The organism is Pseudomonas frederiksbergensis, assembly GCF_003732705.1.
Lineage (GTDB): Bacteria > Pseudomonadota > Gammaproteobacteria > Pseudomonadales > Pseudomonadaceae > Aquipseudomonas > Aquipseudomonas frederiksbergensis_F.
Genome location: NZ_MOBR01000012.1, coordinates 21226 through 32992, shown reverse-complemented (window position 1 = coordinate 32992; position 11767 = coordinate 21226). Strand labels below are relative to the sequence as shown.

Here is an 11767-nt window from a genome sequence, read left to right as displayed (position 1 = left end):
ATAATGCGCCTGTCCCCCCAGGCGCTCGATGCCCATGACTCCGACCCTCCCCCGCAGACCCCGCTGGCGCAGCCTCGCCCTGCTTGCCCTGTGCCTGGCGCCGTTGCTGTGGCCGTTGCAGCATCTGGCCGAGCGTTACTACCGCAGCGAACTGGCCGGGCAGAACCGTCAGACCCTCGACCTCTACGTCGCCAACCTGCTGGGCACCCTGCACCGTTATGAAGTGTTGCCGCAGATCCTCGGCGACCTGCCCGCCCTGCGCGCCGTGCTCGGTGCGCCTGACGATAGCGTCACCCAAGGCAACGCCAATCGCTTGCTGAAAAACATCAGCGCCCAGACCGGCGCCGAAGTCATGTACCTGATGGACACCAGCGGCAAGACCCTGGCGGCGTCCAACTGGGACAAACACGACAGTTTCGTCGGGCGTAATTTTTCCTTCCGGCCGTATTTCAGCGAAGCCATGGCCGGACGGCTCGGACGCTTTTTCGGGCTGGGCACCACCTCGGCCAAACGCGGTTACTTCTTCGCCGCCGCCGTGCGCGAGGGTGAGAAAGTCATCGGCGTGCTGGTGGTCAAGGTCGATCTCGATCACACCGAAAGCCTCTGGGGTAAAACCCCGGAACAACTGCTGCTGACCGATCACAACGGCGTGGTCATTCTCACCTCGCGGCCCGAGTGGCGTTTTCGCTCCACCCGCGTCTTGAGTGACGAAGAGAACAAGGCCATCGGCACGATCCAACCGTACCCGACACGCAATCCGAAACCGTTGAAACTCAACCCCAACGCCTGGCTGACCCAGACCCAGTCGATTGCGGAAACCGGCTGGAACGTGAGCATCCTTGCGCCCCGCACCTTGATTGATCGCCCGGTGCGCACGGTCCTGGCCATCGGTGGTGCGACGCTGCTGGTATTGATGCTGCTGCTCGGTCTGATGATGCAGCGCCGCCGCCATTATCTGGAGCGCATCGCCTTCGAAGCCAAGGCCCGCCGCGAACTGGAAGGCCGGGTGGCCGAGCGCACCAGCGACCTCGAAGGCCTCAACCGACGCCTGAAACAGGAAGTGCTGGAGCGCGAACAGGCCCAGCAAGAACTGGTGCGCGCCCAGGATGATCTGGTGCAGGCCGGCAAGCTGTCGGCGCTGGGGACGATGTCGGCGAGCATCAGTCATGAACTCAATCAACCGCTGGCGGCGATTCGCAGCTACGCGGAAAACGCTGAAGTGCTGCTCGATCACCAACGCACCGACGATGCCCGTGGCAATCTCAAGCTGATCAGCGAGCTGACCGGGCGCATGGCCTCGATCATTGCGCATCTGCGTGCCTTCGCTCGCCGTGATCGCCACGCCCCGGAAAGCGTCGCCCTGCAACCGGCACTGGACGATGCCCTGGCCTTGCTGGCCAAACGTCGCCGCAGCATGGAAGTCGAGCTGATCCGCGATTTGCCGGCCGCCACGTTGTGGGTCGAGGCCGGGGAAACCCGTTTGCGTCAGGTGCTCGGCAACCTGCTGGCCAACGCCCTCGACGCCCTGACCGAAAAAGGCCCGCCGCGCAAACTCTGGTTGAGTGCCCAATCCACCACTGACGGCGTCAACCTGTACATTCGCGACAACGGCCCGGGGTTTTGCATGGAAGCCCTGGGTCGCGCCAGCGAACCCTTCTATACCACCAAGACCCGCACCCAGGGCCTTGGGCTGGGGCTGGCGATCTGCGACACCCTGATGCGCGCCTTCGGTGGTGAACTGTCGTTCTCCAACCACAAGGAGGGCGGCGCCCTGATTACCCTGAAGCTACGCGCCGGCGCACCGGGTGTAAGCCTGCAACCGTCCGAGGACCGAAGTGCATGACCATCGATAACCGCATCCAGGTCGTGTTGATCGACGACGATCCGCATTTGCGTCAGGCCCTGAGCCAGACGCTGGATTTGGCGGGTCTGAAAATCCTGCCGCTGTCTGAAGCCAAGGGCGTGGTCGGGCAACTGGAACGCGACTGGCCGGGCGTGGTGGTCAGTGACATCCGCATGCCCGGCATGGACGGCCTCGAGCTGCTGACCGAACTGCATGCCCAGGACCCGGAGCTGCCGGTGCTGCTGATCACCGGTCACGGCGATGTACCGCTGGCGGTGCAAGCGATGCGCGCCGGGGCCTATGACTTTCTGGAAAAGCCCTTCGCCAGCGATGCCCTGCTCGACAGCGTGCGCCGCGCCCTCGCCCTGCGCCGGTTGGTACTGGACAACCGCAGCCTGCGTCTGGCCCTGAGCGACCGCAATGAACTGAGCACTCGGCTGGTCGGGCAGTCGGCGCCGATGCTGCGTTTGCGCGAGCAAATCGGCGCCCTGGCGGCGACCAAGGCTGACGTGCTGATCCTGGGTGAAACCGGTGCCGGTAAAGAAGTGGTGGCCCGGGCGCTGCACGATTTGTCGAGTCGGCGTAACGGTCCGTTCGTGGCGATCAATGCCGGGGCGCTGGCCGAATCGGTGGTGGAAAGCGAGTTGTTCGGTCACGAGCCCGGCGCGTTTACCGGCGCGCAAAAACGCCGCATCGGCAAGTTCGAATTCGCCAACGGCGGCACGCTGTTCCTCGATGAAATCGAAAGCATGAGCCTGGATGTGCAGGTCAAATTGCTGCGCATGTTGCAGGAGCGAGTGGTCGAGCGCCTGGGCGGCAATCAACTGATCCCGCTGGACATCCGCGTCATCGCCGCCACCAAGGAAGACCTGCGCCAGGCCGCCGATCAGGGCCGGTTTCGGGCCGACTTGTATTACCGACTGAACGTCGCGCCACTGCGCATTCCGCCACTGCGCGAACGCGGCGAAGATGCGCTGATGCTATTCCAGCATTTCGCCGACGAAGCCAGCGCCCGTCACGGCTTGCCGCCCCACGAACTGCAACCGGGGCAACGGGCCTTACTGCTGCGTCACTCCTGGCCGGGCAACGTGCGCGAACTGCAAAACGCTGCCGAACGCTTTGCCCTCGGGTTGGAACTGGCGCTGGACAACAGCGCGCCGGATGGCGGCGTCAGCACCACGGTGGAAGTGGTCAGCGGCGGTCTGAGCGAGCAGGTGGAAAACTTCGAAAAAACCCTGATCGCCGCCGAACTGGCTCGCCCCCACAGCTCGGTGCGCAGCCTCGCCGAAGCCTTGGGCATTCCGCGCAAGACCTTGCACGACAAGCTGCGCAAGCATGGGCTGAACTTCGCGGACAGCGGTGCTCACAGCCACACTGACGAGCTCGATTGAGCTACCGTCAAATCATCACTTCCAAACAAGAGACCCGTGAATGAGCCGCGACAGTCGTCACCTGGAATCCGTTCTCCATCGCGACATACCCTTGACGCGGGACATGGGCGTCACAGTGCTCGACTGGCACGACCAGCAGCTGCGCCTGCACTTGCCGCTGGACCCCAACGTCAATCACAAAAGCACCATGTTCGGCGGCAGCCTGTATTGCGGCGCGGTGCTGGCGGGTTGGGGCTGGCTGCATTTGCGTCTGCGGGAAGAGGGAATTGAAGACGGGCATATCGTGATTCACGAAGGGCAGATCAACTATCCGCTGCCGGTGACCACCGACGCCACGGCGATTTGCCAGGCGCCGAGTGCGGTCGTCTGGAAGAAGTTTCTGGCGATGTATAAACGCTACGGAAAAGCGCGGCTGACGCTGCATTCGCGGATTGTGAATGTGGGGACGGAGGAAGATGCGGTGACGTTTACCGGGCAGTACGTCCTGCACCGCTGACAACTGATCGTTCCCACGCTCTGCGTGGGAATGCAGCCCGGGACGCTCCGCGTCCCATTGGTACGCGGAGCGTCCCTTGAGGCATTCCCACGTGGAGCGTGGGAACGATCTTAGTTACGAGCTAACTCCAGCAATTTCTCGCGCCAAGCAGCCTTGGCGGGCAACGCCAAGAAGTACTCATTCAACAACGATTCCCGCGCCGGATAGCAAAACGGCGCACCGCTCAAATCCAGCACCTCACCGCCCGCCCCTTCCAGTACACCTTGCGCCGCTGCGGTGTCCCACTGGGAGGTCGGCGCCAGACGCGGATAACAGTCCGCCGCCCCCTCCGCCAACATGCAAAATTTCAGCGAACTGCCGAAATTCGCCAATTGCAGCTCACCCAAACTGGCACTCAACCCCGCCAACAAACGCTCCTGCTCAGGGCTGGAATGCCGACGACTGGCCACCACGGTGAACGCTTCGCCCGCCGCCGGTACATCGCGAACCTGAATCGGCAGCGGCGTCGCGCCATGATCGCCACGCCAGGCGCCCAACCCGGCGCCACCGACATAGAAGCGGCCGTTGGTCGGCATCGACACCACGCCAAACACCACGCGGCCCTGCTCGATCAACGCGATGTTGACGGTAAATTCTTCACTGCCGGAGATAAATTCCTTGGTCCCGTCCAGCGGATCCACCAGCCACCAGCGCTGCCACCCGGCGCGCACGCTCTGGGGGATATTGGCGTCTTCTTCGGACAGCACCGGGATGCTCGGGTCCAATGCCGTCAACCCGTCGAGGATCACATGGTGAGCCGCCAAATCAGCGGCCGTGACCGGTGAATCATCGGACTTGGCGGTCACCGCTGTGCCGGTGCGCCAGAACGGCAGGATGACTTCGCCAGCCCTCAACGCCAGCTCAACCACCGGCGCCATCAACGGATGGGGGAAATTCATGGCAGGAACACCCCACGCTGAGTCAGCAGATCCCGGGCCAGGTACAGCGCCGCCAAGGCACGGCCCTCGGTGAATTGCGGGTTCTGGGCCAGGGCCGACAGCTCGCGCAGGTTGACCTTGTCCACCCTCATCGGCTCGGGCTCGTCACCCTCCAGGCTTTCCTCGTACAGATCGGTGGCCAACACCACCTGGATCTTCTGGCTCATGTAACCGGGTGACAACGACAGCTCGGTCAAATGCTCCAACTGCCGCGCGCCATACCCGGCCTCTTCCTTGAGTTCCCGCTCGGCCGCCGCCAGCACGTCTTCGCCGGGCTCGATCAAGCCTTTGGGCAAGGACAGCTCATATTCATCGGTGCCGCCGCAATATTCTTCGACCAACACCGCGTGGTCCGCATCGAGCATCGCCACGATCATCACCGCGCCATACCCGGCGCCTTTGCCGACCAAACGCTCGTACGTGCGCTCCACGCCATTGGAAAAGCGCAATTTCAGCTCTTCGACGCAGAATAAACGGCTGGTGGCGACAATCTCGCGGGCAAGTACGGTGGGTTTCTGGCGCATAAGCGGCTCCTTGGCGATAGCGGGTTACTATACCCGGCCTATCCTGATTGTTTGAGCCGGATATCTTTTTTACCGCTGGAGAAGTTTTTTATGTCCCTGCTGCCCTGGCGCGACATCGACACCGTTCTGCTGGACATGGACGGCACGCTGCTGGACCTGCACTACGACAACCATTTCTGGATGGAGCACCTGCCTCAGCGTTATGCCGAGTTGCACGGGGTGAGCCGGGCCATGGCCGAGATGGAATTGCAGCCATTGTTCGAACGCAATGCCGGCCAGTTGCAGTGGTACTGCCTGGACTTCTGGAGCGCCGAACTGAAAATCCCGGTGCGCGAGCTGAAACTGGAAACCGCGCACCTGATCGCCCTGCGCCCGGATGCGGACACCTTCCTGGCGGCGATCAAACAGGCCGGCAAGCGGGTGGTGATGATCACCAATGCCCATCGTGATTCGCTGTCATTGAAGCTGGAGCGGATTGAACTGGCGCCGTATTTCGAGCGGTTGATCAGCTCCCACGATTACGGGTTCGCCAAGGAGAATCCGCAGTTCTGGGATGCCTTGCAGGCGGACATCGGTTTCGATCCGGCACGCAGTCTGTTCATCGACGATACGTTGCCGATCCTGCGCAGTGCGCGCAATTTTGGCGTGGCGCATTTGTTGGCCGTAAGCGAGCCGGATAGTCGTAAAGGGCCGAAAGACACGGCGGAGTTCGCGGCGGTGGTCGATTATCGCGAGTTGATTGCCGGGTTGTAGATAGATCGAATTGCCTGCACCTGATCGTTCCCACGCTCCGCGTGGGAATGCAGCCCGGGACGCTCCGCGTCCCTTTTAGAGCCAAACGCGGAGCGTCCGCGGAGGCATTCCCACGCGGAGCGTGGGAACGATCGACGGGCCTCACATTATTCGGGAATCCGCAGCGACTGCCCCGGGTAGATCTTGTTCGGGTCCTTGAGCAGCGGCTTGTTGGCCTCGAAGATCTTTTGATACTTGTTGGGATCGCCATACACACGCTTGGAAATCGCGCTGAGCGTGTCGCCCTTCTCGACCGTGACGAATTTCGCGGCGGTTGCGACTGGCCCAGTCACAGTGATCTGGTCATCAACACCACTGATACCGGCCACGTTACCGAGGGCCAGCAGGATTTTTTCTTTCTCCTCCTGACTCGAAGCCTCGCCCGTGGCGATGATTTTCTCGCCCTCGACCTTCACTTGAATCTTGGAAGTGTCGATTCCCTTCAATGCATCTTGTACGTGCTTGGTCAACGCTTCGCCATTGGCCTCGGCCTTGTCCGGCGTCAGCGCATCGAGGATTTTTTCACCGGCTTCTTTGATAAAGCTGAAAAGGCTCATCGTGTTCTCTCCATGGGATAAGGGTCCAGACGCAAAAGACTAGACCAAGCCCACAGACCCTGGTTCCAACCCGACCAATGACCCCACCCCGCGCAAGCGCTAGAATCGCAAACCCTGCCCGCGCCCTGGAGCGAAGATGGACATCAAGCAGCTCAAATTCCTCATCGCCCTCGACGAAACCCGGCACTTCGGCCAAGCCGCCGCGCGCTGTCACATCACCCAACCGACCCTGTCCATGCGCCTGCGCAGCCTTGAAGAAGAGCTGGAATTGCCGCTGGTCAATCGCGGCCAGCGCTTCGAAGGCTTCACCGCGCCAGGCGAGCGGGTGCTGGCCTGGGCGCGCACGGTGCTGGCGGCTTATGACGGTTTGCAGGCCGAAGCCGCAGCCTGTCGCGGCAATCTGGTGGGTACGTTGCGCTTGGGCGTGGTGCCGCTATCGAGTTTCGATCCGCTGCCCCTGATGCAACGCCTGCACGCCGAGCACCCGAACCTGCGCTTCGAGCTCTCGGCCCTGAGTTCCGAGCAAATCCTCGAACAATTGGCGAACAACCGTCTGGACCTCGGCGTGTCCTATCTGGAGCGTCTCGACGGCGAGCGTTTCGATTCCCTGGCCTTCAGCGAAACCCGCATGGGCCTGCTCTACGATCAACGTTTTCACACATTCGGCGAGGCGCCACTGAGTTGGGAATCGCTGATCGAACTGCCCCTGGGCATGCTCACCAGCGGCATGCACTTTCGCCAATCCATCGACCACAATTTCCACAGTCGCGGGCTGACGCCACAACCGTTGCTGCAAACCGATGCGGTGCACCAATTGTTACAAGCGGTGCACGGCGGTTTCTGCTGCGCCGTAATGCCGTTGGACAGCGGCCTGGAAAACCTCACCGACCATTTGCGCCTGCACCCCATCGAAAACGCGCAAACCCTCAGCCGGCTTGGACTGATCATGCGTCGCAGTGCCCCGCGCTCGGCGTTGGCGGAAGCCTGCTTCGCGATCTATCAGAAATCACAGACAGAGTCTTGATCGACGGCATCTATCGGCAGATCAGTAATAGCGATTAGACGCGACAAGTTGACGCGCTTACGCTTAGGGCTGATCAAACCGTCGGTGATGCCATGAACGCCAAGCGCCCTTCAAGCGCGGCGCCCGCACTCGAAACGCCCGCGCCAGACGCAAGCCAGACTTACAGTTACAGCGACCTTCAATACACCGAATCGGACAGCACCGCGCTGGCCGAGGAAGTGGCGTTGGCGATCGCTTATAACGGCATCAGCCAGGCTGTGATGCTGGTCACGCCGACGGATCTTGAAGACTTTATCGTCGGTTTCAGCCTCGGCAGCGGCATCATCGAAGACGCCACCGACATCTATGACCTGCAACTCAGCGGCACGGGTTCGGCGCAATACGCGCAAGTGACCATCGCCAACCGCGCCTTCTGGAACCTCAAGCAGCAACGTCGGCAACTGGCCGGCACCAGCGGTTGCGGGCTCTGCGGCGTGGAAGCGGTCGAGCAGGCGTTGCCTGACCTTAAAGTGCTGCCCGGTGCACCGCTGCCACCCGCCGCATGGCTCGATGGTTTGCGCCAGCGCATCGGCGCGTTCCAGCCACTGGGCCAGCATTGCGGCGCGGTGCACGCGGCGGTGTTCATGAACGACCAGGGCGAGTTGCTGCTGGGCCGCGAAGACATCGGCCGGCACAACGCCCTCGACAAGCTGATCGGTGGCCTGATCCGGCAGAACATCCCGACGGCCGGCGGCCTGGCGATTGTCACCAGCCGTTGCAGCCTCGAACTGATCCAGAAAGTACTGCGTGCAGGCATCCAGACCCTCGTCAGCCTGTCATCGCCCACGGGCCTTGCCGTGCAATGGGCCCGTCGTCACAACCTCAATCTCATCCACCTGCCGCAAAAAAGTGCGCCGCGGGTCTACAGCCCTGCGTTGGAGAATCAAGCGTGAGTCAACACAATCAAGCCGACCAGACACCCGTTCCGCGCTACAAGCCCTACAAAGGTCCGGCCGGTGGTTGGGGCGCGCTGGCCAGCGTTGCCCGGGCGTGGTTGTCCAGTGACAACGCCCTGAAAAACCTGCGCATGATGCTCAAGACCAACAAGAATGGCGGGTTCGACTGCCCCGGTTGTGCCTGGGGCGATTCCAACGAAGCCGGCATGGTGGCGTTCTGTGAGAACGGCGCTAAAGCGGTGAACTGGGAAGCGACCAAACGGCGTGTCGATGGCGCGTTCTTCGCCAAGCACAGCGTTAGCTCTTTGCTGGAGCAAAGTGACTATTGGCTCGAATACCAAGGCCGTTTGACCGAGCCGATGAGCTACGACGCCGAAACCGATCGCTACAAGCCGATCAGTTGGGAAGCCGCGTTCTCCTTGATCGCCAAACATTTGCAGGGACTGTCGAGCCCGAATCAGGCCGAGTTCTACACCTCGGGCCGCGCCAGCAACGAAGCGGCGTACCTCTATCAATTGTTCGTGCGCGCCTATGGCACCAACAACTTCCCCGACTGCTCGAACATGTGCCACGAAGCCAGCGGTGTGGCGTTGGCGCAAAGTGTCGGCGTCGGCAAAGGCACCGTGACCTTCGACGATTTCGAACACGCCGATGCAATTTTTGTCTGGGGCCAGAACCCCGGCACCAACCACCCGCGGATGCTCGAACCGCTGCGCGAAGCGGTGAAACGCGGCGCTCAGGTGGTGTGCATCAACCCGCTGAAAGAGCGCGGCCTCGAACGTTTCCAGCACCCGCAACACCCGATCGAAATGCTCACCAACGGCGACAAGCCGACCAACACCGCGTATTTCCGTCCGGCGTTGGGCGGCGACATGGCGCTGCTGCGCGGCATGGCGAAATTCCTGCTGCACTGGGAGCGCGAAGCGCAGCAGACCGGCCAGCCTTCGGTGCTCGATCACGACTTCCTCAATGAACACAGCGCCAACGTGCTGGAATACCTGGGCGCAATCGACGACACGCCGTGGGCGCAGATCGTCGAGCAGTCCGGCCTGACCCTGGTGGACATCGAGCAAGCGGCGCGCATGTACGCCAAAGGCAAGAACGTGATCATGTGCTGGGCGATGGGCATCACCCAGCATCGCCATTCGGTGGCGACCATTCAGGAAATCGCCAACCTGATGCTGTTGCGCGGCAACATCGGTCGTCCGGGTGCCGGCCTGTGCCCGGTGCGCGGCCACAGTAACGTGCAGGGCGACCGCACCATGGGCATCAATGAGCGCCCACCGGTGGCGTTTCTCGATTCTCTGGAACGCCGCTTCCAGTTCAAAGTGCCCCGTGAAAACGGCCACAACGTGGTCGAGGCGATTCACGCCATGGCCGACGGCCGCGCCAAAGTGTTTATCGGCCTGGGCGGCAACTTTGCCCAAGCCACCCCGGACAGCCCACGCACCTTCCAGGCCCTGAGCAATTGCGACCTGACCGTGCAAATCAGCACCAAGCTCAACCGCAGCCATTTGGCTCACGGTAAAGACGCGCTGATCCTGCCGTGCCTGGGCCGCACTGACATCGACATCCAGACCGAAGGCCCGCAAGCGGTGACCGTTGAAGACTCCTTCAGCATGGTCCACGCCTCCAACGGCCAGTTGCAGGCCCTGTCGAACCAGATGCGCTCGGAGCCTGCAATCATCGCCGGCATCGCCGCCGCGACCCTGGGCAGCAAACCGGTGGACTGGAACTGGCTGGTGGCCGATTACGACCGCATCCGCGACCTGATTGCCGACACCATTCCGGGTTTCCGCGACTTCAATGAGCGGGTCAAGCACCCGGGCGGGTTCTACCTCGGCAACAGCGCCGGCGCGCGCAAGTGGAACACGCCGTCGGGCCGGGCCAATTTCCGTCCGAACGTGCTGCCCAAAGACCTGGTGCACGAACGCACGCGCGCCACGGGGGTGTTGCCGGACCTGATCATGCAGTCGATGCGCTCCCACGATCAGTACAACACCACGATTTATGGTCTTGATGACCGTTATCGCGGGGTGAAGGGCCAGCGGGATGTGTTGTTTGTGAACGAGGCGGACATCATTCGCCTGGGGTTCAAACCGGGGCAGAAGGCCGACATCGTTTCGATCTGGGACGATGGTCGTGAGCGTCGGGTGAAAGGGTTTACGCTGTTGGCGTTTGATATTCCTGCGGGGCAGGCGGCGGCGTATTACCCGGAAGTGAATCCATTGGTGCCGCTGGAAAGCACCGGGGATGGCAGCCATACGCCGACGTCGAAGTTTGTGGCGATCCGGTTGGAAATGGCCAGTGAGACGGGATTGATTTTCGCCAAGTCGGCTTGATGTGGCGGCAGGTCCGGCCTCTTCGCGGGCAAGCCTCGCTCCTACAGGTTAGAGTCGTCCACAAATTATGTGAACGACGCCCCCCTGTAGGAGCGAGGCTTGCCCGCGAAGGCGTCCGAACTTTGAAATGCCTGTATCGGCCCCCTTCGAACACTTTCCAATCGCCCACAAAAAAGGCCGTTTCTGCATAGAAACGGCCTGTCCGAAGTAGCTAAAGACCGGCGAAAAACCCTTAAGTTCCGCCCAAAAAACAGCAACTTATAGAATTGTGTACAAGTCGTGTTACTCGTCGGAATTCGATTGTCACAATCAGGACACAGCCTCAGGATCGCGCCGTCATCCCCTTGAGGTTCCTCTATGAAGTTCTCCTCGATTCTCTTGTTGTCCCTTAGCCTGGCCAGTGGCTTAGCTTCTGCCGGAGGCACCACCGAAGCAGGTGTGGGCGGCGCATTGGGCGGGGTTTTGGGCTCGGTCGTCGGTCAGTCACTAGGCGGCAATACAGGTTCCACCATCGGCGCGGCCCTGGGCGGCGCGGGTGGTAGCGCCGTCGGCGCCGACAAACACAGCCGTGGCCAAGCCGCCATTGGCGGTGCGTTGGGCGCAGCGGGCGGCAACGTGGTCGGTCGCAGCCTGGGCGGCAGCACCGGCAGCCTGATCGGCTCGGCAGCCGGCGGTGGCGCCGGTGGCGCGCTGGGCAACTACATGGGCAACTCGAGTAACGACGATGATCGTCGTTCCTATCGTGGCGGCCATGATGATCGTCGCTACTACCGTGATGACCACCGGGGCCGGGGTCATGCCTATGGCCACCGTAAGCATCACAGATACTATCGTGATCGTTGATTGCTGATTGCTGATTGCTGATTGCCCGGCAAGATGATCAAAA

At 61.9% G+C, this 11767-nt stretch carries 11 protein-coding genes; 8 read left to right on the top strand and 3 right to left on the bottom strand.

Translation table 11 applies throughout. The features are described from left to right. Nucleotides 1-34: 34 nt before the first annotated feature. Genes BK667_RS15225 through BK667_RS15215 form a run of 3 tightly spaced genes read left to right on the top strand, consistent with a single transcriptional unit; the run spans nucleotide 35 to nucleotide 3730 of the window. Nucleotides 35-1843, top strand: a complete 1809-nt coding sequence (locus tag BK667_RS15225; RefSeq protein WP_123598103.1) for a sensor histidine kinase — start codon at nucleotides 35-37, stop codon at nucleotides 1841-1843. After that, nucleotides 1840-3234, top strand: coding sequence for a sigma-54-dependent transcriptional regulator (locus BK667_RS15220; protein ID WP_123598102.1), 1395 nt, complete (start codon nucleotides 1840-1842; stop codon nucleotides 3232-3234). Before BK667_RS15225 ends, BK667_RS15220 begins: the two co-directional genes overlap by 4 nt. Before the next feature lie 40 nt (nucleotides 3235-3274). After that, complete coding sequence (locus tag BK667_RS15215; RefSeq protein WP_123598101.1) at nucleotides 3275-3730, top strand: YiiD C-terminal domain-containing protein; 456 nt, start codon at nucleotides 3275-3277, stop codon at nucleotides 3728-3730. 110 nt (nucleotides 3731-3840) lie between these two features. Here BK667_RS15215 and cysQ read toward each other — a convergent pair whose 3' ends face one another. Next, nucleotides 3841-4668: a 3'(2'),5'-bisphosphate nucleotidase CysQ gene (gene cysQ, locus BK667_RS15210; protein ID WP_123598100.1), complete on the bottom strand. Its 828-nt coding sequence runs from the start codon at nucleotides 4666-4668 to the stop codon at nucleotides 3841-3843. Further along, entirely contained in the window at nucleotides 4665-5231 is a 567-nt protein-coding gene (gene nudE, locus BK667_RS15205; RefSeq protein ID WP_054047735.1) for an ADP compounds hydrolase NudE, read from the bottom strand. The genes cysQ and nudE overlap by 4 nt, the downstream gene beginning before the upstream one ends. A 90-nt stretch (nucleotides 5232-5321) precedes the next feature. On the opposite strand from nudE, the gene yrfG reads away from it, so the two are divergent. Further along, entirely contained in the window at nucleotides 5322-5984 is a 663-nt protein-coding gene (gene yrfG, locus BK667_RS15200; RefSeq protein ID WP_123402663.1) for a GMP/IMP nucleotidase, read from the top strand. A gap of 146 nt (nucleotides 5985-6130) precedes the next feature. Here yrfG and lysM read toward each other — a convergent pair whose 3' ends face one another. Then, nucleotides 6131-6580, bottom strand: coding sequence for a peptidoglycan-binding protein LysM (lysM, locus tag BK667_RS15195; RefSeq protein WP_123511337.1), 450 nt, complete (start codon nucleotides 6578-6580; stop codon nucleotides 6131-6133). A gap of 136 nt (nucleotides 6581-6716) precedes the next feature. On the opposite strand from lysM, the gene BK667_RS15190 reads away from it, so the two are divergent. The 4 genes from BK667_RS15190 (at nucleotide 6717) to BK667_RS15175 (ending at nucleotide 11724) form a co-directional block, all read left to right on the top strand. Continuing rightward, entirely contained in the window at nucleotides 6717-7604 is an 888-nt protein-coding gene (locus BK667_RS15190) for a LysR family transcriptional regulator (RefSeq protein WP_123511339.1), read from the top strand. Nucleotides 7605-7696: 92 nt separating this feature from the next. Then, complete coding sequence (gene fdhD / locus BK667_RS15185) at nucleotides 7697-8536, top strand: formate dehydrogenase accessory sulfurtransferase FdhD (protein WP_123511341.1); 840 nt, start codon at nucleotides 7697-7699, stop codon at nucleotides 8534-8536. Continuing rightward, nucleotides 8533-10881 (top strand): FdhF/YdeP family oxidoreductase, encoded by a 2349-nt coding sequence (locus tag BK667_RS15180; RefSeq protein WP_123598099.1) that lies wholly within the window; start codon nucleotides 8533-8535, stop codon nucleotides 10879-10881. Before fdhD ends, BK667_RS15180 begins: the two co-directional genes overlap by 4 nt. A 357-nt stretch (nucleotides 10882-11238) precedes the next feature. Then, entirely contained in the window at nucleotides 11239-11724 is a 486-nt protein-coding gene (locus BK667_RS15175; RefSeq protein WP_123511345.1) for a glycine zipper domain-containing protein, read from the top strand. Nucleotides 11725-11767 lie beyond the last annotated feature (43 nt).

Bases quoted from the DNA above. Each gene is read 5' to 3' on its own strand.
- BK667_RS15225 (WP_123598103.1), top strand. From the start codon at position 35: ATGACTCCGACCCTCCCCCGCAGACCCCGCTGGCGCAGCCTCGCCCTG.
- BK667_RS15220 (WP_123598102.1), top strand. From the start codon at position 1,840: ATGACCATCGATAACCGCATCCAGGTCGTGTTGATCGACGACGATCCG.
- BK667_RS15215 (WP_123598101.1), top strand. From the start codon at position 3,275: ATGAGCCGCGACAGTCGTCACCTGGAATCCGTTCTCCATCGCGACATA.
- cysQ (WP_123598100.1), bottom strand. From the start codon at position 4,668: ATGAATTTCCCCCATCCGTTGATGGCGCCGGTGGTTGAGCTGGCGTTG.
- nudE (WP_054047735.1), bottom strand. From the start codon at position 5,231: ATGCGCCAGAAACCCACCGTACTTGCCCGCGAGATTGTCGCCACCAGC.
- yrfG (WP_123402663.1), top strand. From the start codon at position 5,322: ATGTCCCTGCTGCCCTGGCGCGACATCGACACCGTTCTGCTGGACATG.
- lysM (WP_123511337.1), bottom strand. From the start codon at position 6,580: ATGAGCCTTTTCAGCTTTATCAAAGAAGCCGGTGAAAAAATCCTCGAT.
- BK667_RS15190 (WP_123511339.1), top strand. From the start codon at position 6,717: ATGGACATCAAGCAGCTCAAATTCCTCATCGCCCTCGACGAAACCCGG.
- fdhD (WP_123511341.1), top strand. From the start codon at position 7,697: ATGAACGCCAAGCGCCCTTCAAGCGCGGCGCCCGCACTCGAAACGCCC.
- BK667_RS15175 (WP_123511345.1), top strand. From the start codon at position 11,239: ATGAAGTTCTCCTCGATTCTCTTGTTGTCCCTTAGCCTGGCCAGTGGC.